This window comes from Faucicola sp. SE7633 (assembly GCF_059264685.1).
The window spans coordinates 37,623-55,779 of record NZ_JCADBW010000010.1 but is presented as its reverse complement, the minus strand read 5'-3'; the positions used below and the strand labels follow the sequence as shown (position 1 = coordinate 55,779).

At 50.2% G+C, this 18,157-nt stretch carries 19 protein-coding genes; 4 read left to right on the top strand and 15 right to left on the bottom strand.

Annotation, left to right across the window (positions count from 1 at the left end):
* Window positions 1-113: 113 nt before the first annotated feature.
* Together AC5L4R_RS05575 and AC5L4R_RS05570 are read right to left on the bottom strand one after the other, a co-directional pair.
* Window positions 114-1,088, bottom strand: a complete 975-nt coding sequence (locus tag AC5L4R_RS05575) for an aspartate carbamoyltransferase catalytic subunit (RefSeq protein WP_494473095.1) — start codon at window positions 1,086-1,088, stop codon at window positions 114-116.
* 75 nt (window positions 1,089-1,163) lie between these two features.
* On the bottom strand, window positions 1,164-3,107 hold the full coding sequence (locus AC5L4R_RS05570) for a DNA cytosine methyltransferase (protein WP_494473066.1): 1,944 nt from the start codon (window positions 3,105-3,107) through the stop codon (window positions 1,164-1,166).
* 130 nt (window positions 3,108-3,237) lie between these two features.
* Between AC5L4R_RS05570 and AC5L4R_RS05565 the strand changes: the two genes are divergently transcribed.
* The 3 genes from AC5L4R_RS05565 (at window position 3,238) to copM (ending at window position 5,841) form a co-directional block, all read left to right on the top strand.
* Entirely contained in the window at window positions 3,238-4,227 is a 990-nt protein-coding gene (locus tag AC5L4R_RS05565) for a class 1 fructose-bisphosphatase (RefSeq protein ID WP_494473065.1), read from the top strand.
* 84 nt (window positions 4,228-4,311) lie between these two features.
* Window positions 4,312-5,088 carry a TrmH family RNA methyltransferase gene (locus AC5L4R_RS05560; RefSeq protein ID WP_494473064.1) on the top strand — a complete coding sequence of 259 codons (777 nt, stop codon included), beginning with the start codon at window positions 4,312-4,314 and terminating at the stop codon, window positions 5,086-5,088.
* Window positions 5,089-5,139: 51 nt separating this feature from the next.
* Window positions 5,140-5,841 (top strand): CopM family metallochaperone, encoded by a 702-nt coding sequence (copM, locus tag AC5L4R_RS05555; protein ID WP_494473063.1) that lies wholly within the window; start codon window positions 5,140-5,142, stop codon window positions 5,839-5,841.
* Window positions 5,842-5,941: 100 nt separating this feature from the next.
* Here copM and argJ read toward each other — a convergent pair whose 3' ends face one another.
* From argJ to AC5L4R_RS05515, 8 genes are all read right to left on the bottom strand, one after another.
* Window positions 5,942-7,159 carry a bifunctional glutamate N-acetyltransferase/amino-acid acetyltransferase ArgJ gene (gene argJ, locus AC5L4R_RS05550; RefSeq protein WP_494473062.1) on the bottom strand — a complete coding sequence of 406 codons (1,218 nt, stop codon included), beginning with the start codon at window positions 7,157-7,159 and terminating at the stop codon, window positions 5,942-5,944.
* A 37-nt stretch (window positions 7,160-7,196) separates the two neighbouring features.
* Window positions 7,197-8,009, bottom strand: a complete 813-nt coding sequence (xthA, locus tag AC5L4R_RS05545; protein WP_494473061.1) for an exodeoxyribonuclease III — start codon at window positions 8,007-8,009, stop codon at window positions 7,197-7,199.
* A 75-nt stretch (window positions 8,010-8,084) separates the two neighbouring features.
* On the bottom strand, window positions 8,085-8,918 hold the full coding sequence (locus AC5L4R_RS05540) for a Cof-type HAD-IIB family hydrolase (protein ID WP_494473060.1): 834 nt from the start codon (window positions 8,916-8,918) through the stop codon (window positions 8,085-8,087).
* A gap of 104 nt (window positions 8,919-9,022) precedes the next feature.
* Window positions 9,023-9,742 (bottom strand): histidine phosphatase family protein, encoded by a 720-nt coding sequence (locus AC5L4R_RS05535; RefSeq protein ID WP_494473059.1) that lies wholly within the window; start codon window positions 9,740-9,742, stop codon window positions 9,023-9,025.
* 281 nt (window positions 9,743-10,023) lie between these two features.
* On the bottom strand, window positions 10,024-10,818 hold the full coding sequence (locus AC5L4R_RS05530; protein WP_494473058.1) for a metallophosphoesterase: 795 nt from the start codon (window positions 10,816-10,818) through the stop codon (window positions 10,024-10,026).
* 30 nt (window positions 10,819-10,848) lie between these two features.
* Window positions 10,849-11,574: an orotidine-5'-phosphate decarboxylase gene (gene pyrF / locus AC5L4R_RS05525; protein ID WP_494473057.1), complete on the bottom strand. Its 726-nt coding sequence runs from the start codon at window positions 11,572-11,574 to the stop codon at window positions 10,849-10,851.
* 119 nt (window positions 11,575-11,693) lie between these two features.
* Window positions 11,694-12,041, bottom strand: a complete 348-nt coding sequence (locus tag AC5L4R_RS05520; RefSeq protein ID WP_494473056.1) for a lipopolysaccharide assembly protein LapA domain-containing protein — start codon at window positions 12,039-12,041, stop codon at window positions 11,694-11,696.
* Window positions 12,042-12,331: 290 nt separating this feature from the next.
* The gene (locus tag AC5L4R_RS05515; protein ID WP_494473055.1) at window positions 12,332-12,634 is read right to left on the bottom strand and encodes an HU family DNA-binding protein; all 303 of its coding nucleotides are present in this window, start codon (window positions 12,632-12,634) and stop codon (window positions 12,332-12,334) included.
* A gap of 588 nt (window positions 12,635-13,222) precedes the next feature.
* On the opposite strand from AC5L4R_RS05515, the gene AC5L4R_RS05510 reads away from it, so the two are divergent.
* On the top strand, window positions 13,223-13,831 hold the full coding sequence (locus AC5L4R_RS05510; protein WP_494473054.1) for a septal ring lytic transglycosylase RlpA family protein: 609 nt from the start codon (window positions 13,223-13,225) through the stop codon (window positions 13,829-13,831).
* Window positions 13,832-13,895: 64 nt separating this feature from the next.
* Here the strand turns inward: AC5L4R_RS05510 and radA are convergent, their stop codons facing one another.
* The 5 genes from radA to lptC all read right to left on the bottom strand — a co-directional run bounded on the left by radA (window position 13,896) and on the right by lptC (window position 18,145).
* Entirely contained in the window at window positions 13,896-15,299 is a 1,404-nt protein-coding gene (gene radA, locus AC5L4R_RS05505; RefSeq protein ID WP_494473053.1) for a DNA repair protein RadA, read from the bottom strand.
* Between the two features lie 254 nt (window positions 15,300-15,553).
* Complete coding sequence (locus AC5L4R_RS05500) at window positions 15,554-16,033, bottom strand: PACE efflux transporter (protein WP_494473052.1); 480 nt, start codon at window positions 16,031-16,033, stop codon at window positions 15,554-15,556.
* A 12-nt stretch (window positions 16,034-16,045) separates the two neighbouring features.
* The gene (lptB, locus tag AC5L4R_RS05495; protein WP_494473094.1) at window positions 16,046-16,789 is read right to left on the bottom strand and encodes an LPS export ABC transporter ATP-binding protein; all 744 of its coding nucleotides are present in this window, start codon (window positions 16,787-16,789) and stop codon (window positions 16,046-16,048) included.
* A gap of 45 nt (window positions 16,790-16,834) precedes the next feature.
* Window positions 16,835-17,311 (bottom strand): lipopolysaccharide transport periplasmic protein LptA, encoded by a 477-nt coding sequence (gene lptA, locus AC5L4R_RS05490; RefSeq protein ID WP_494473093.1) that lies wholly within the window; start codon window positions 17,309-17,311, stop codon window positions 16,835-16,837.
* Between the two features lie 255 nt (window positions 17,312-17,566).
* Window positions 17,567-18,145: an LPS export ABC transporter periplasmic protein LptC gene (gene lptC / locus AC5L4R_RS05485; RefSeq protein ID WP_494473051.1), complete on the bottom strand. Its 579-nt coding sequence runs from the start codon at window positions 18,143-18,145 to the stop codon at window positions 17,567-17,569.
* Window positions 18,146-18,157: the final 12 nt, after the last annotated feature.

The window sequence follows — 18,157 nt, the reverse complement described above, 5'->3', positions numbered from 1 at the left end:
AATCCTGAGCGCAGCGACAAATCTCTTGACTGACCCAAGTGGTTGAAATTGCTGGCGCGCTGATTGGCCTGTCCTTATGCGATGCGCAAACAACAAGCGTTAAAAATCGTTGGTTATGCCATAGATTGCTGACGCGCTTGGCGTTGTCCTTGCATGGCCAGTGCTAGCACCGCCATGCGGATGGCAATGCCGTTATTGACCTGTTTTAAAATCACGGATTGCGCCCCATCGGCCACGCTTGAGGCGATTTCAACGCCACGATTCATTGGACCTGGATGCATGACAATCGCGTCAGGGCGCGCGCGTTTAAGGCGCTCTGGGGTGATGCCATACGCTTTAAAATACTCGTTGGTTGAAGGTAGCAACGGTGAGCCGATGCGCTCGTTTTGAATGCGCAAACCAATCACCACATCGCAATCAACCATCGCTTTATCCAAGTCATTAAACACCTGCACACCGTAGCGTTCAATGCCCTTGGGCAGCAAGGTTTTGGGGGCAACCACGCGAATGTCTGTCGTGCCCAAAGTTTTGAGCGCGGCAATATCTGAGCGCGCCACACGGCTGTGCTTGATGTCACCGATGATAGCAACGCGCAACTGCTCAAACGGGCGCGCCGCCTCGCGGTGAATGGTCAGCATATCCAGCAACGCTTGCGTTGGGTGGGCGTGCCAGCCATCACCGCCGTTGATGATGGCAATATTCGGTGTCACCTCGGTCGCCATAAAATGCGCCGCGCCCGATGCGCTGTGCCGCACAACAAAAATATCTGCCGTCATGGCTTGCAAATTCCACAACGTATCGCGCAAGCTTTCGCCTTTTTGCGTGCTGGATTTGGCGATATCAATGCTTGTCACATTCGCGCCAAGGCGTTTTGCCGCGACTTCAAACGTCGTACGCGTGCGCGTAGAGTTTTCAAAAAACAGGTTCATCACCGTGCAGCCGTCTAGCTCGTCGCTGTTTTTGATTTTGCCATCGCCCAACAAATAGCCATTGGCTTTGTCCAAAATCTGCATGAGTTGGGTGCGGCTTAAGCCCTCAACACCGATAAAATGCCGAATGCCGTCGCCAAGCTTTTCAGGTTTTGCCATGGCGGTGTCAAGTTTGGTTTGTAAGTCTTTGTTGGATAGGGTTTGGGTGGTTAAAATGTTCATCGTTGCGCCTTTTTATTGTGCCAACCTTAGCTGTAAATTAAGTTTAAAGTAAAATTTGCCATTTTCAAAATATACGTTGCCAAACCGATGCCTTGTGGAAGAAGGTGTGTCAAAGAACGTGTGCTGATAAAAAAACGCTTTTAGTATAGCGTCGTGATTGGTATGGTAAAAAATCAACTCGCCACTTTCTTTTACCAGTAGCACTGAATTGGCAGTTAAATCACCGTTCCATGCGTGAGTCGGGAAAATCCCTAAAATTGTGGCTTTGACAAAGTCTTTTAGACGACAAGTGATTTGCTCGGCTTTGGCAGGGTCAGAAATTTGGCTAGTGGGAAAACTGCTCAATTTATTGTCCATGCGTTTGGTAAAAAATGCCAATAAAGCTTGTGCTAAGATTTCGGGCATTTGGCTATCGACTTTTCGTAAGGTACTTTCATAAGTCGGGTTTTCACAACCCAAAAAGCTCAAGCAACCACCCAATTCATAAATTTTTTGTAATCTATCTTTAACCTTGGCTCGGCTATCAATGGCGTTAATCACATCCATATCACTGGTAGTAATTTCTTGAATTTCATAAATAAAATTGGTTGCTTGTGAGGCATTGAGCAACGTGGGCGAACCGCCTAAAAATGATTTGATACTGGTCTGTTGCTCACCAAACAGTTGCCCATTGTCCAAAAATGACAACGAAATATCGCCTTTTTCTAAAGACGTGCCTTTGGTTTTGGTTTCACCCAAAATTATCATCTTTTGCTCTAATATGGCGCTACTAAATGTACTTTTACCCGCTTTAATATCGGCTAAAATCTGGTTTAATTCTGCTTGCGTCAAAAAATCGGCTAATTGATAGTTTGTTTGTTTACCGTTTTTTATGACCCCAAATTGGGTGTGTTGTAAATCAATCAGCGATTGATTGGTATGGATTTTTAGCACTTGAATGCTATCAGCGGTGGCATGGGCATTGCTATCGCCATAAGAAATAATTTGCTCAAAAATTACTTTACATAACGCATAAATTTCACTCAATTCGCCTTTATTACGTTTTATCATATGACTTTGCGCCTGCACAATCTTGGGATAAAAATGGCTATAGTGCTGCTGTAAATAAGCAAAAACCGACTGTGCTACTTGTCGCACCACTTCAACGCATACGCTGTTGCCCAGCTGTTTCATCGCTTGGGTTTTTGACACGGGAAACTCATAACTATCGGGAATTGCCATCATTTTTTTTGATTCCGTGATACCTATGCGTTTAACCTCACCACCTACCCGATAAAATTCCCAATTTCGCCTGTCATCAATGCCTGAGCCTTTACCACCAACACGCAAGGTGAAACCTACATCCTTTTCGCATGGTTCGCCGAATACATCCGACATGGTATAAGTCAAAGGCAATTTTGGTGGAAATACAAAAGGCGGTAGATTGTCAGCATTTTTAAACCCGACAATAAATACCCGTGGGCGATGCTGTGGAATATTGTAATCAGAGGCTTTTAGCACTTGATAATATACTGTATAACCTGCCTTCTTGAGCAAAGTTAAAATAATCTCAAACGTGCGTCCATCATCATGATTAACCAAATGTCGGACATTTTCCAAAATAAAAGCATTGGGCTGTTTGGCTTCTAAAATATCCAAAATACAGAAAAATAAATTACCCCGTTCTGAATCCGATCCATCACTAAAGCCCTTTTTTAGACCAGCTTGAGAAAACGGCTGACACGGAAAACCTGCACATAAAATGTCATGGTCGGGAACTTGATGAAGGGAGAGTTTACGAATATCATCATTGAACACAAATTTGGAAGTATCAAAATTATGTTGATAAGTTTGCCGAGCAAAGCTGTCTTTTTCAGAAGCAAACACACACTCACCACCCAAACTTGCCAATGCCAAATGAAACCCACCAATGCCTGCAAACAAATCAATAAAGCTAAATTTTTTCTCAAAATTCATAAAATACGCCCCATAAATTTGAGCTATTTTACTCCAAATCTGCGGTGATAACATTAAAAACCCATCCCAAAACATGCTACAATTTGCTAAAAATTTCTGCCCATTAAAATTAATTGAAAAGGAAAATCCCATGCAAATCAACGTCACCACCCTAGCCGATTATCTCGCCCATCACTGCCAAAATAAAGCCGTCGCCAGCGCCATCACCACCATTAGCCAAGTCGGTAGCGAAATTAACCACCTGCTGCGCCAAGGCGCGCTTGCCGATATCCAAGGCGAGGCAGGTAACCAAAACGTGCAAGGCGAAGCGCAAAAAAAACTTGACGTGATTGCCAATGACTTACTCATGGATGCTTTGACGCACAACACCGCGTGCGCAGGTGTCGCGTCAGAAGAAATGGATAACGCCGTCGCTGCCAATGCAGACGGTACGCTCTTGGTGCTATTTGACCCACTCGACGGTTCAAGCAATATCGACATTAACATGCCTGTGGGCACGATTTTTTCGATTTTGCCGTACCACAACCAAGGCCACGCAGCAACAGATAGCGATTTTTTGCAAGCAGGCACAGCACAGCTTGCGGCAGGCTATGTGCTGTATGGCACATCAACCGTCATGGCCGTGACACTCGGCGATGGCGTGGCGATGTTTAGCCTTGATACCCGTCATGATGAATTTGTCTTGATTAAGCAGGACATCCGCATCGACGCGGACACCAAAGAATACGCGGTCAATGCGTCAAATTACCGCCACTGGTTGCCAGCTATGCAGCGTTATGTTGATGAATTGGTGGCAGGCAAAACAGGTGCACGCGGCAAGGATTATAATATGCGCTGGGTGGCGGCGATGGTCGGCGATGTGCATCGGATTTTGTGCCGTGGCGGCGTGTTTAGCTATCCGTTTGATACCAAAGACCCAAACAAAGCAGGCAAATTGCGCTTGATGTATGAAGCCAACCCGATGGCACTGCTTATTGAGCAAGCAGGCGGCGAGGCAACCGACGCCATGCAGCGTATTTTGGACATCACCCCGACCCATATTCATCAGCGCGTGCCTGTGGTGCTGGGTGCAAAAAATGAAGTGGCATATATCCAGCAGCTGCATGCAGCGATGCCATAATTTTCGATAATTGCACGTGCCAAGCGTAAAAATTGGCGACTTTGATCGAAACAGTCGCCTTTTGGCTTATCAAATGGATAACCAATGATTATCACCTCCAAAGACAACCCCACCATCAAAACCGCCCATGCCCTACTCACCCAGTCTCGCCAGCGCAAAAAACTTGGCAAAACCGTGCTTGAGGGTACGCATTTATTGGACGCATACTTACATGCTAGCCTAACACCCGATACCGTGATTGTCAGCGAAAACGGCTTACAAAACGCTGAAATCAACGGCTTGTTAAACCGCCTAGCCGATGTCAAAACCATAACCGTGAGCGATGGTTTATACAAAAATATCCGCAGTCTTGGCGAGAGTCTGCCCATCATGGCCATCATCGACGCACCAAGCGTGGCATTTGCAACGCCCATCAAAAGCGACTGTTTAATCATCGACGGTGTACAGAATAACGGCAATTTGGGCACACTGCTGCGTACCGCGTCGGCTGTTGGGGTTACGACGGTGATTTGTACCGCAGGCACAGCGTCGGTGTGGTCACCAAAGACCTTGCGCGCTAGCATGGGCGCGGTGTTTAGCCTAACGATTTATGAACAAGTCAGCCTTGCTGATATATTGACACAGGTCAATGTACCGTTGTTTGCCACCAGTTCGCACAGTGACACGGTGATTTATCACACCGATTTGCGCCAGCCGTTGGCGTTGGTGCTTGGGCATGAGGGACAAGGCGTAAGTACCGAATTGCTTGCACGGGCGCAGCCTTTGTCCTTGCCGCAGCCAAATGGACAAGAAAGCCTCAATGTGGGCGTGGCTGGGGCGTTGTGTTTGTATGAAATGTTGCGCCAACGATGTTATACTTAGTTGCATTCAGTCAGTTTATACAAAATTTTTAGTTAAACAGGATATTGCGCTATGCAAAAAATCTTTTTAGCCAGCGTTGTATTAGCCAGCATTGCCGCTGTCGGTTGTAGTCAAAACACCGCCACCCCCCAGCACGCCACCCAGCAAAACGTGACCACGCCAGCGCATGGCAACACCCACCACCAACCGTCCCACCACCCTCACAACCCTGACCAGCCTGCGCACGTCAAAGCCTACATGGATAGTATGCACGCCATGCACCATGCGATGACCCAAGGCACAGAGGCCAAAAATGCCGATTTAGGTTTTGTGCAAGGCATGATTCCGCACCATCAAGGCGCGATTGATATGGCAAAAATTGAACAACAATATGGCAAAGACGCACAAATGCGCGCACTGGCGCAACGTATCATTGATGCCCAAACCAAAGAAATCGCCTACATGCAGCAGTGGCTGACCGCCAACCAAGCCAACCAACCCACTGCCGCCAACGCCGCTGCCATCGCGCAAGCGTATCAAGCCAACAACCAAACCAACCATGATGCCATGATGCGCGGTATTATGGCGGCTGACCCCGATGTGGCATTTGCCCAAGGCATGATTCCGCACCATCAAGGCGCGATTGATATGGCAAACGTGGAGTTACAATACGGCACTAACCGCGATATCCGCCAGCTTGCCCGCCAAATCAAAGACGCCCAAGCCCCTGAAATTCAGCAGATGCAACATTGGCTAAAAACCAAAGGTTATTGATTTTTATCACGTTTAGACTTTGAACCTGCCAGCTGGTTAAGCGTTTTAAAACAAACAAAAGGCGCGAATCATGCGCCTTTTTATTTACCAACTTTTTTGCTCAGCTGCGATAATCGGCGTTGATTTTGACATACTCATACGACAAATCGCAGGTATACACCGTATCAGCAGCCGTCCCTTGCCCCAAGTCAATATGGATGGTAATTTCAGGGCGGCGCATCACCGCTGCCCCTTTATCCTCGGTGTACCCCTCTGCCAAGCCACCACGGGCGCAAATTGGCACATCATCCAGCGATACATTGATGTCAGACTGGTCTAAATCCACCCCAGCATAGCCAACCGCCGCCAAAATCCGCCCCCAGTTTGGGTCACTGGCAAAAAATGCTGTCTTGACCAAGGGCGAGTGTGCGACGGCGTACGCGACTTTGGCACAGTCATCGCTGGTTTTGCCGCCTGTCACCTGCACGGTGATAAACTTGCTTGCGCCCTCACCATCCCGCACAATCAGCTGAGCAATGCGTAGCATAACACTGGCAATCGCCTGATACACCGCCTTATAGTGTGGGTGCGCGGTGCTATCAATCGTCGCGCCACCTGCTTTGCCTGTGGCTATCAGCGTGCAGCAGTCGTTGGTTGAGGTATCGCCATCAACGGTAATGCGGTTAAACGAAGTCGCCACACTGTCACGCAGCATAGTTTGTAGCACATCGGGTGCAATCGGTGCGTCGGTGGCAACAAAGCCCAACATGGTCGCCATGTTTGGCCGAATCATGCCCGCGCCTTTGCTGATTCCCGTCACTGTATAGGTCATGCCATCAACGCTCACTTGCGCGCTATGCCCTTTGGGCACGGTGTCGGTGGTCATGATGCTATGCGCCGCCGCCAGCCAGTTGTCTTCGTCCAAGTTTGCCAACGCGGCTGGCAGTGCGGCGACTATGCGCTCATTGGGCAAGGTCTCACCAATCACGCCTGTAGAATACGGCAATATCTGTGCGGTGGCGGTATCGGTTAGATTTGCCAACGCCTCACACGTGGCACGGGCGCGCGCCAACCCGTCTGTACCCGTGGCGGCGTTGGCATTGCCCGTATTGACCAATAAATAGCGCGGGCTTTTTTGCTGGATGTGTTGGCGCAATAGCTGAACGGGCGCGGCACAAAATTGGTTTTGCGTGGTAACGACAGCGGTGGTCGCACCTTGGCACAATGCAAAAACCGTTAAATCCTTGCGATTTGGGTAACGCACCTGCGCTTCGGTGATACCGATTTTTATGCCATCAATCGGCAATAATTTCACCAATTCAATGTTGCCAACCGCCATAGCTGTTCCTTTTTTTTAGGCTGTTAAATTTAAACCATCAATCGCTAAAATCCGCCCAAATTGGCGCATGGTCGGACGGTTTTTCCATACCGCGTAAGGCGTAGCTTACGCCTGCGCCATTGAGTTTGTCGCGCAAATCGGGTGACATCAAAATATGGTCAATGCGCAAGCCGCGCTTGGGCGTGTCATCAAAGCCTTTGGAGCGATAATCAAACCAGCTTAGCGCGTCGCCCTCGGGGTGCAAGGCGCGGTAGGTGTCCTGCAAATCGGTCGCCATCAAATGGGCGTACCAGTCGCGCTCCTCAGGCAAAAATGAGCACACGCCATTTTTTAGCCAACGTTGGGCATTTTTTTCGCCAATGCCGATGTCGATATCATTGGGCGCGATGTTCATATCGCCCATGACAATTAGGCTGCTACCGTCTTTGCGCAGTTCATTGATATAATTGGTTAAATTTTGGTAAAACTCGCGCTTCATCGGAAATTTGGTCGGATGGTCGCGGTTTTCACCTTGCGGAAAATAGCCGTTTAGCACATCGATGGACTTACCGCCAAAGTCATAACGCGCATGAATAAAACGGCGCTGGCTGTCGGGCGTGTCGTGCACAAAGCCTTTTTGCACCAACATCGGCGCGGTTTTAGACAGCAGCGCGACACCATAATGCGATTTTTGCCCAAAATACTCAACGTGATAGCCCAAATCCTGCACCATCGCCAGCGGAAATGCCTTGTCATGGACTTTGGTTTCCTGCAAGCCAATCACATCGGGGTCGATGATGTCGCGAATCGCCTGCAACTGGTGCGGACGCGCGCGTAAACCGTTGATATTAAAGCTAACAAAACGCGGCATGGCGTGATTTCTCCATGATTCTATCGCCTGACCCATGGCAAATACGCGGGGTCAAATGGCGTATTTTAGCATAACTTAGAGCACGCCAAGCGCCTGCAAGCCGCGATAAATCCCGTCCTCCCACGCAGGCGGACACACATAGTCCGCCGCTGCCTTGAGCTCGGCACGCGCGTTGCCCATCGCCACGCCACATGCCGCGTGCTGTAGCATTTCGATGTCATTCATGCCATCGCCAAATGCCAGCGTATCCGCCCATGTCAAGCCCAGATGGTTGAGGGCGTGCTCGATGCCACGCGCCTTTGAGCCTGCCGCATCCAAAATATCAATGCCGCTATCATGCCAACGCACGGTGCGTAAGCCCTCGGGCAAATCAAGCGGTTGGCGGTTATCCGTGCTAAACGCCAAAATCTGATACACGGGCGTTTGTGGGTCAAAATCCGTCGGCGCAAGACGACTGTAGCCGATACCCAATTTTACCAAGGTATCGCGAAACACCTCATCCTCTGCCAACGCCACCACCGCATCATCCATCACATAGCCGTATGACATGCCTGCCTGCGCCAGCGTCGCACTGACCGCCTGCACCTGCTCGGGCGCAAGCGCGTATTGGGTCAAAGGCACATCGCGATAGTGGCTGCGCTGCCCATTGACCGTGACCAACAAATCAATCCCAACCGCTTGCACCAGCTGCTCGATGGGCATAGGCAACACCCGACGCGCACGCCCCGTTGCAATCGCAACCAAAATTCCGCGCGCTTTGAGCCCGTGCAATGCCGCCACCGCACTATCGGGCACGCGACGCTCTGCTTTGATGTATAACGTATCATCAATGTCAAAAAAGACGATTTTGGGTGGCTGGTTTAAGCTCGGCGCGGACGTGTGGTTGTGATTGGGCACTGAATTTGGCATGGTGGTTGTCGTTACACCGTGGTTATTTTTAAAAATACATGAAAATTTTTGGTTAAAATACTGATGACACCAATTTTTAAATTTATACGCCTAAATTTACACGCTTAAAGGCCGATATCTGCCAGTCTGCGCGCATGCACCTGCCCACGCCAGATAAAATGCACCTGCGCGTGCTCAAACGGCGCGTCATCAAACCACAAAAACACGCCCTCCATCATTTTTGGCCAGTCGTTCCAATCAATCTTGCCAACGCCTTGCATCAGCGCCAGCAATGCTGCCAACAACGTATCATGACTCACCGCCAACAACAAATGCCCGTGCTCAGGCTGATGGTCATAAAACAGACGCAAAATATCCCACGCGCCTTGCTGTGGTGTCTTAGTACCTGCCAGTTGGCGCGCCAAAAAACGGTTGATAAAATTCAACGCGCCGATTTCACGAAACACCCCACTGACCGCCTCAGGCTCGGTGACAAGGCTGCCTGGCTCGACCAGCAGCGCCTGCTCAGCCACCGCGCGCGCCACGCCTGCACCCTCTTGCATCAACAGCGCCGTATCAACACAGCGTTGAATCGGGCTGCTGATACTATCGACATCAAGGCAATAATCCAAATTTGTCGCCAGCCAACTGCCCCACGCGCGCGCCAACACACGCCCTTGCGGTGTCAATGGCAAGGCATAGCTGGCAAAGCCCTGCCCGTCGGAGCTGACACGCAAAGAATGACGGGTGAACAAAATCAGCCGCTTAGCCGTTGGCAACAATTTCACCGAATCAATCATGCTGGGTGGCAAATGGGTAGGCACAGGCGAAATCCGTTGGGGCATGTGGTCTCCTTATCCCATCAACTGTGGCAATTCAAACGCGCTGACACATTAGGCAGCCAATTTAGTATCGGCTACAAACCACTGTTATAGCAAATTGGGGGGATTTTGCCAAGACTTGGCGCAAAAATGCGTAAAATATTGCACGTACGCACAATTTAACGCATCAGCTATTGTAAGCGCGTACTTAGGTGGGTTTGTGTGTGAGGTTTGCGGTCGGGCTTGGCCGTCTTGTAGCGGCAATCTTGGCATGCCAAAACGCAATGTTTGCCCTCAAAGGATTGTCAGGCCTCGACGCTAACGACCTTTGCCCAATCAAACAGCAATCCTGTGCTACTGACCTCTGTGGGATAGCCGCGCGGATTGACCACCACACGCGTACGCCCTTGCTGATAGTCAAACGCTTCGTGGGTATGCCCGTGCACCCAAAGTTTGGGCGCAAAATCCGCTGTCATCCACGCGCTTAAATCGGTAACAAAACCTGCATTACTGGCAAAATCCTTGTATTGCTCAGACACCGAACGTGGGCTGACGCTGTGGTGGGTGATGGCCACACTGGGTACACCCTCGGCGGCAGCCTTTTGTAGGGCATCTTTGAGCCAAACGCGTTGTTGCAAATGCAACGCCACACTATCGGCAGGTGTAAAGGCACGACCATAAGCGATAATCTCACGGTAATCACGCATGGTATGCGCTGCCATCGCCAACGTATCAGGCTGCGCGTTGTAGGTGTAATCCGTCCACAACGTCGTGCCCAATAAGCGCACGCCTGCGATGTCTACCGCATCGCATTGCAAAAACGTCACTTGCGTGCCTGCGGTCAGCTGACGCAAGATTGCGTCTTGCGCCGCGATATCTGCCCCAAAATAATCATGGTTGCCTGTGATAACAAACAACGGCTTTTGTAAGCGCTCAGCCTCTACAATTAGCCATTCAACACCGACGGTATTGTTTGCCGTGTCGCCTGCCACGATGATGGCATCGCAATCCACCTCAGGAATCTGACCCACTGGCAAGCCGCACCGCGCATAGCTGTCAATATGCAAATCACTGAGCACCAAAAACCGTACCGCTGCCATGAACCTCGTCCTAATCGCCTTTCGCCAACCCTAAACACGCGCAGGCAAATCGGCAACAATACGCGCAAGCTTTGCCAATGGGTCTTGCGCTTGGGTAATAGAGCGACCGATGACCAAATAGTCTGCCCCTAACGCCAATGCCTGCTGCGGTGTACAAATCCGACTTTGGTCATTTGCCGCGTCATCTGCCAGCCGAATGCCTGGTGTCACCAACAAAAAAGACGGCCCACACGCCTGCCGCAAACGTTCGGCCTCTTGCGCCGAGCACACCACCCCATCTAGCCCTGCCGTTTGTGTCAGCCGCGCCAAACGCTCCACATGCGCATCGACACTTGTTGTCACGCCAATGCCTGCCAAATCCGCCTGCGTCATTGAGGTTAGCACCGTCACCGCAATCAGTTTGGTCTGGTGGCCTGCGTCTAGCAGCCGCTGTTTTGCTGTCTGCATGGCGGTGTAACCTGCGCTGGCGTGGACATTGACCATCCACACACCCAAATCTGCCGCCGCCAAAACTGCCTGTGCGGTGGTGTTGGGGATATCGTGAAATTTTAAATCCAAGAACACCTCAAACCCACGCCCGTGTAAGGCTTGGATCAAACCCGCCCCATAACGGGTAAACAGCTCTTTACCAACCTTGACGCGGCAGAGCGTTGGGTCAAGCTGTTCTGCCAATGCCAAGGCTTGGCTATCGGTCATGTTATCCAACGCCACAATAATCGGTGAACGCACAGTATTTGAAAAATGAGCAGCAGACATAACTAAACTTGATAAATTTATTAACTGATAGCTTAAAATAACGGATGGCTTAAAAATGGCTTTATCCATCATACCCAAGCTTTTTTTAAGCCACTTTAACGAGCCCCTTTAATAGAGGGTTAAACCGTTGGATTATTGACCGACAGCGGAATACCTGCATTGCGGCTTTGGTTTAGGTGTTGTTCATAGTTGCTTTGGGTTTCCACCAGTTTTTGCTGCGCGCTGGCCAAATCGCGCAATAGCCGCTGATTTTCTGCGCGAATTTGGAACACGCGAAACATCATCAGCGACATCAAAATACCTGCCAACAAGCCCAGCAGCAGCGTCAAAATCAGCATCAAGCCCAATGCCATCTGCGGCACAGTGCTAAACAGCAAATTGACCATGACAGGCTGGCTATTGGCAAACACCAAAAACAACCCATAGGCGATGATTAAACCCAACAAAATCGACATCACAACACGCATACGCTTATCCTTAATATGTTATTGGCAAGGCCATGTGCATTCACGTTTACCGCTCGCTACACGGTTGTTAAAACTTATATCTGTTGAAACGGCCTAGGAAAACTTACACCACACAAATTTAAACGAACTTTTATTATCTTAGCGGTATTTCACTAAATACCACCAGCAAGTTTAACGCAAGATTGGCGTAACATGACAGCGTGTTTTTGTGACAAGTGTTTACCAAATTTGCCCAAGACTATTGGCTTATATTAAGCTTAGCCATCGCGTTGGTTATATTGGCGAACGCTTTAGGGCTTGGCGGTTTTATTAACTTGCTCGCGCAGTGCCTTACCGGGTTTAAAATGCGGAATCGCGGTGGCCTTGACCGCAACTTTTTTGCCTGTTTTTGGGTTACGCGCGGTACGCGCATCGCGATAATGCAAGCAAAAACTGCCAAATCCGCGCACCTCAATGCGCCCGTCGCGGCACAACGTTTGCGCCATCAAATCAAACAATTTTTGCGCCGCGTCCTCGACCAGCTGCTCTTCTAAACCGTCGCACTGACTGGTTAGATTTGCGATTAAATCCGATTTATTGACAACTTTTTGCATACGCTCTGCCACATCGCACCCCAATTTAACTGCTTAACTGTCTGATTTACCTAGCCAAATTGACCACAGGTTAAGCTTACAAAAACATACCAATTGCTACATAGTATAATCAAATTTTAAGCAAACGCCTATACGTTTGGCAATAAGATTTTAGCCAAATTGCGCCAAATAGCAAAACTTTGTCGATTGATGACAGTTTTTCGGCGAATTTTTTTGTAAATCTGGACAATTGAAGCTATTTTGCTAAAAATTTGATGTTATAATAATTTACCGTTGTAGGTTTTTTGTTGTGTCCTTTTTAATAATTGGGGGCAAAACACAGCGGTCTAGCTTAAAAACCTTTAAAAACTGGGCGGGTGTTGAAAATATAACAGCCCCACCCAATAAAACCCACAGCCAAGCAGTGGATGAACGATTCGCCAAGAGGCTAACTTGATTTTTGATTAAAGTGTCTGATTGGTTGAATCTGGTATAGTCAAATTTGGCACGATTGTTGCAGCGAATTGCAGCAGATAAACAAGATAGGCAAGCACGCTTTTTACCAAGCATTGATACGGCTGCCTATCCCAACTCAATCTTGAGGTTTGTATGAATGCAGATGGTCTAACAACGCGCAGCATCAAGTGGCTAGGTGGCGTGCTACTGGCAGGTAGCATGATGCAGGTGCAAGCAGCAGATACGCTTAATCTGGACTATGTTCTCACCGAATTGTCGCGCCAGCATAACAACGCATCGGACTTGGTCAAGTCTGTGCGTCAGCCTGCCAATACGTCTTTGGCACTTAGCAGCCCATTGTTGAGCCAAGCCAAATCTGCCCCCACCGCGTCTAATGGTGGTGATAGCGACGTATTGTCACGTCTGACGGCAATCGCGTCTAATACGGTCAGCCGCTTTACCCAATCTGGCGTGGCGTCTTCTTATGGGCGACAGTTTCACGGTGGCAAGACCAGCAGCGGCGATGCGTTTGACCAAAACGCCCTGACCGCCGCCCATGCGTCATTGCCGATGAACTGCTATATCAAAGTTACCAACAAATCCAACGGCAAAAGCGTGGTGGTCAAAGTCAATGATCGCAAGCCATTTTCGGGTAACCGTGTGGTGGATTTGTCTTATGCGGCGGCAAAACAAATCGGTATCAGCAACACAGGTTCGGGCGATGTCTTGATTGAGCGCGTTGCCGATCCTGCAGGTTTGTAATGGCACATTTTTGAAATGGTGCGTTTTTAGTTTTTAGGTGGCAATCGCGCGCGCTGATAGCGCGTTAAATCGCTTCAAACGCGCTATGAATGGCTTGCTCAAGCCGCTCTACGCCAATAATTGTCAAGCCTTTGAACTGCTCAAGCTGGGTTTTGGGCATGTTGGCTTTGGGTACGATGGCGTGGGTAAACCCGTGTTTGATGGCCTCTTTTAGCCGCTCTTGTCCGTTGGGTACGGGGCGGATTTCTCCCGACAGCCCCACTTCACCAAATACCGCCAGCGTATCAGGCAATGGCTTTTCTTTGATGCTAGACGCGCACGCCAGCAAGACTGCCAAATCCGATCCCGTCTCTAGCACCTTGACCCCACCGACCACATTGACGTACACATCTTGGCCGCTGGTGTGAATACCGCCATGCCGATGCATGACCGCAAGCAGCATAGCAAGACGCTGAAAATCAAGCCCAATCGCCATGCGGCGTGGCTGGCCTTGTGCATCATCAACCAAAGCTTGCACCTCAACCAGCAGCGGACGTGTGCCTTCACGACTAATCATCACCACCGAGCCTGCCACAGGTTGGTCATAACGGCTTAAAAAAATCGCCGACGGGTTGGCGACCTCTTTGAGCCCCGTATCTGTCATGGCAAAAATACCCAGCTCATTGACCGCGCCAAAACGGTTTTTGACCGCGCGAATCATACGAAAACGGCTGTCCGACTGCCCCTCAAAATACAGCACGGTATCGACCATATGCTCAAGCACGCGCGGCCCTGCCAACGCGCCCTCTTTGGTCACATGTCCAACCAAAAACAACGCAGTGCCCGTCTGCTTGGCATAGCGTGTCAAAATCGCTGCCGATTCACGGATTTGGCTGACACCACCTGGGGCGGACTGAATGGCTTCGGTGAATAATGTTTGAATTGAGTCAATCACCGCGACCGCAGGCTGAAGCTGGCTCAATACTTGGCAAATCGCCTCAACGTTGGTCTCTGCCAGCACCTGCAAGCGATCATTGGGCAAGCCAAGCCGCTGCGCACGCATGGCAACCTGTGACAAGGATTCTTCACCCGTGACATACAGCGCACTGCCTGCTAGGCTGTCATCTTGCGCCATGTGAATGGCGGTTTGCAGCAAAATCGTCGATTTACCAATACCGGGGTCACCGCCAATCAGCACCACCGAACCTGCCACCAGTCCACCGCCCAGCACGCGATCAAACTCACTGACACCTGTCGGTAAGCGTGTATCAAGTGTTAGCGGCACCGCATTGAGCGGCATCACAGCGGACTGCTCGCCTGCGTAGTTGCTGGTTTTTTTGCTGGACGTGGCCTTGTGATGCGGCATGGCGGCAACGGCAGGCGCTTCCACAAGGCTATTCCACGCGCCACAATCGGCACATTGCCCCGACCATTTGCCGAATACCGCGCCGCATTGTTGGCAGATATAGCTGGATTTGGCTTTTGCCATGTTTGGCTGATTCCTTTATGGGTTAAACGTTTGCATTATCACTTCACACCATCACACAGGCGCACTGACTTGGGTGGCACAGCCAACAGGGCTAGCACCGCGGTTTGTGTCTTTAACCCAGTGATGTTTAATTTATATTTAAATGGTTAAATAGTTAATGGGATGGTTGCTTACGCCCATCAATGGGGCAAGTGGCTGCCAGATTCAAGTTTATATTAATATTAATTATTTATATTTATTAAAAATACTATCAATCATCGCTTGGCTGCTAGCACGCGTGCGCGTATTACGTCATACAGCCAATAAAACCCAAACCCATACACCAACACCGTCAGTGACATGGCTATATCCAGCATCAATGCCTGCCAAACGCCAATGCCTAACACCCACATCACCAGCGGCAAGGTAAAACACAACAAACCGCCCTCAAACCCGATGATATGTAGCGCGCGCAGCCAAAACGGGCGGCTTAGCTTGTCTTGGGTAAACACCTTATCAAACAACACGTTATAGACGAATGTCCATACCATCGCCAGCAAGGATATACCCAGCAGCATCACCCAAACTTGCCAGTCATTGCCGCCTGTGGGTGGTTGATGGCCAAAAATCTGCACCAAACCGAATGACAACAACAGCGCGATTGCCTCAAACAATACCGCCTGCCCGACGCGCTCAGCAACCGACATCGGTGACTGACGGGTGGCATGACTGGGCGGTAAATCGGGCACACTCATCACACGCTGCCGCTACACCACAAAATCTTCACCCAAATACACCTGCCGCACCAAGGTATTATTTAAAATCTCATCGGCTGTGCCATCGGCGATAATCGCGCCTTCACTGACGATATACGCCTTTTCACAAATCGCCAACGTCTCGCGCACGTTGTGGTCGGTAATCAGCACGCCAATGCCGCGCTGCTTGAGGGTTAAAACCACGTCTTTGATATCGCCAACCGAAATCGGGTCAACACCTGCAAACGGCTCATCCAGCAAAATAAATTTGGGATTTGAGGCCAAACAACGCGCAATCTCACAGCGTCGGCGCTCACCGCCCGACACACTCAAGCCCAACGAATGGCGCACATGGCTGAGGTTAAAATCAGCCATCAACTGCTCAAGTGCCTGCTGCTGTCCGCGCTTGTCCAAATCACGCCGCGTCTGCAAAATTGCCAAAATATTTTGCTCAATGGTGAGCTTACGAAAAATCGACGCTTCTTGCGGCAAATAGCCGATACCGACTTGGGCGCGCTCGGGCATTGTCAAGTGCGAAATATCCTGTCCACCCAGATGAATCTGCCCCTTGTCCATCGCCACCAGCCCAACGACCATATAAAAGCTTGTCGTCTTGCCTGCACCGTTTGGCCCAAGCAATCCAACGACTTGCCCTTGCTCAACCGAAAATGACACGTCTTTGACCACCCAGCGTTTGCCATAGCGTTTGGCAAGGTGTTGCATGACCAAATGGCGGCTGGCATGGGCTGTGTCCATGGGTTGGCGCGGCGTGGCAGTGACAGACTCTAACATACCCACCTCTTAACGACGCAAACCGACGCGGTTGCTATCTTGCGGTGGAAACACCAGCTCAACACGCTGGCTATTGCCTGCGGTGGCTTCGATATCGCCCACTTTGAGGCTATAGCGAATGACGTTGCCCGAAAAGCTGCCACCGTTTTGGGTGAGCTTGGCATTGCCCGTTAGGGTCACGATACCTGTTTTGACGTTGTAGTCAATGCGGTTGGCTTGCCCTTTGGCAAGGCCTTTTTCTTGTGTGACGATTTGTTGAATCGTGGCAGGGCTGCCTGTCGCCACCGCGCTGTCAATCGCGCGCGTTGGGGTCAGATTGACGGTTAAATTCTCTGCCGTCATCTTAAGCGTGCCTTGGGTGATGCTGACATTGCCACTGTAGCTGGTCACGCCCGTGCGCTCACTGTAGGTTGCCTTGTCCGCAAGCAAGCGAATCGGCTGATTGGCATCTGATGGCAAGGCGTGCGCGTTGATGGCGATACACATAACCGCGCCCCACACACCAAACTTGGCAGGTGGGAGACAAACAGAAACGGCGTTGGTCAAGCAAAAGGGACGCATAGGCAACCTGTGGCAATGGTTTAAAATCAAGGTTTTAAAGTTAAGGTTTTAGATTTGGCGATGTTTACCCACGCATCCCAAAATAGCGCGAAAATTGTGGGTCATTATATGGGCTTAATTGCGTTTAGTGGGGCAAATCGCACGGATTTCAAGCCAAATTTGACCCACCCGGCCCGTCAATCACTCAGCCGCCGTGACCGACGGGTTGGGCGGCGCAAACTGCATTTGCACGCGCGTAAAGGTATAATCGCCCGTGGTTGTATCTGCGCTAAATTGCGCCGCGTCAAAGGCGTTGTTGCCTTGCTCAACGTGAATTGGCTGCTGGCTGTACAAGGTTTTACGGTTGAGATCACCCACCCAATCTTGCCCCGTCAGTGTGATATCAGGCTTGGCATCGGGCGTGCGGCTGTGCATGGTGACATCATCCGCCAGCAGGATTTGTTGATTGTTTTCGTTGAGCTGTGCGTGTTTGGCATCAATGGTCACGGTTTGCGCACTTTGTGGATTACGCCAGTTGAGCTGCAAGTTGTGTAATACCGCCACCTGCGCTTTTTGGTAATGCAGCACGCGCTCGGCATCAACGCGGTAATTAATCGCGCCATTGTCATCGGTCTGTAAGCCTTGCACATCGGTGGCTTGGTAGTCGATGTCGGATGGCTCAAGGTTAAGATTGACCAAGGCCGTGCGGTTTTCACGATAAAAATACGCCGCCACCATAAACAGCATCACACCAAGCACCAACAACACCTTATTTGACACGGTTTGCCCTGA

Bases quoted from the DNA above. Each gene is read 5' to 3' on its own strand.
- AC5L4R_RS05575 (WP_494473095.1), bottom strand. From the start codon at position 1,088: ATGGCAAAACCTGAAAAGCTTGGCGACGGCATTCGGCATTTTATCGGT.
- AC5L4R_RS05570 (WP_494473066.1), bottom strand. From the start codon at position 3,107: ATGAATTTTGAGAAAAAATTTAGCTTTATTGATTTGTTTGCAGGCATT.
- AC5L4R_RS05565 (WP_494473065.1), top strand. From the start codon at position 3,238: ATGCAAATCAACGTCACCACCCTAGCCGATTATCTCGCCCATCACTGC.
- AC5L4R_RS05560 (WP_494473064.1), top strand. From the start codon at position 4,312: ATGATTATCACCTCCAAAGACAACCCCACCATCAAAACCGCCCATGCC.
- copM (WP_494473063.1), top strand. From the start codon at position 5,140: ATGCAAAAAATCTTTTTAGCCAGCGTTGTATTAGCCAGCATTGCCGCT.
- argJ (WP_494473062.1), bottom strand. From the start codon at position 7,159: ATGGCGGTTGGCAACATTGAATTGGTGAAATTATTGCCGATTGATGGC.
- xthA (WP_494473061.1), bottom strand. From the start codon at position 8,009: ATGCCGCGTTTTGTTAGCTTTAATATCAACGGTTTACGCGCGCGTCCG.
- AC5L4R_RS05540 (WP_494473060.1), bottom strand. From the start codon at position 8,918: ATGCCAAATTCAGTGCCCAATCACAACCACACGTCCGCGCCGAGCTTA.
- AC5L4R_RS05535 (WP_494473059.1), bottom strand. From the start codon at position 9,742: ATGCCCCAACGGATTTCGCCTGTGCCTACCCATTTGCCACCCAGCATG.
- AC5L4R_RS05530 (WP_494473058.1), bottom strand. From the start codon at position 10,818: ATGGCAGCGGTACGGTTTTTGGTGCTCAGTGATTTGCATATTGACAGC.
- pyrF (WP_494473057.1), bottom strand. From the start codon at position 11,574: ATGTCTGCTGCTCATTTTTCAAATACTGTGCGTTCACCGATTATTGTG.
- AC5L4R_RS05520 (WP_494473056.1), bottom strand. From the start codon at position 12,041: ATGCGTGTTGTGATGTCGATTTTGTTGGGTTTAATCATCGCCTATGGG.
- AC5L4R_RS05515 (WP_494473055.1), bottom strand. From the start codon at position 12,634: ATGCAAAAAGTTGTCAATAAATCGGATTTAATCGCAAATCTAACCAGT.
- AC5L4R_RS05510 (WP_494473054.1), top strand. From the start codon at position 13,223: ATGAATGCAGATGGTCTAACAACGCGCAGCATCAAGTGGCTAGGTGGC.
- radA (WP_494473053.1), bottom strand. From the start codon at position 15,299: ATGGCAAAAGCCAAATCCAGCTATATCTGCCAACAATGCGGCGCGGTA.
- AC5L4R_RS05500 (WP_494473052.1), bottom strand. From the start codon at position 16,033: ATGAGTGTGCCCGATTTACCGCCCAGTCATGCCACCCGTCAGTCACCG.
- lptB (WP_494473094.1), bottom strand. From the start codon at position 16,789: ATGGACACAGCCCATGCCAGCCGCCATTTGGTCATGCAACACCTTGCC.
- lptA (WP_494473093.1), bottom strand. From the start codon at position 17,311: ATGTGTATCGCCATCAACGCGCACGCCTTGCCATCAGATGCCAATCAG.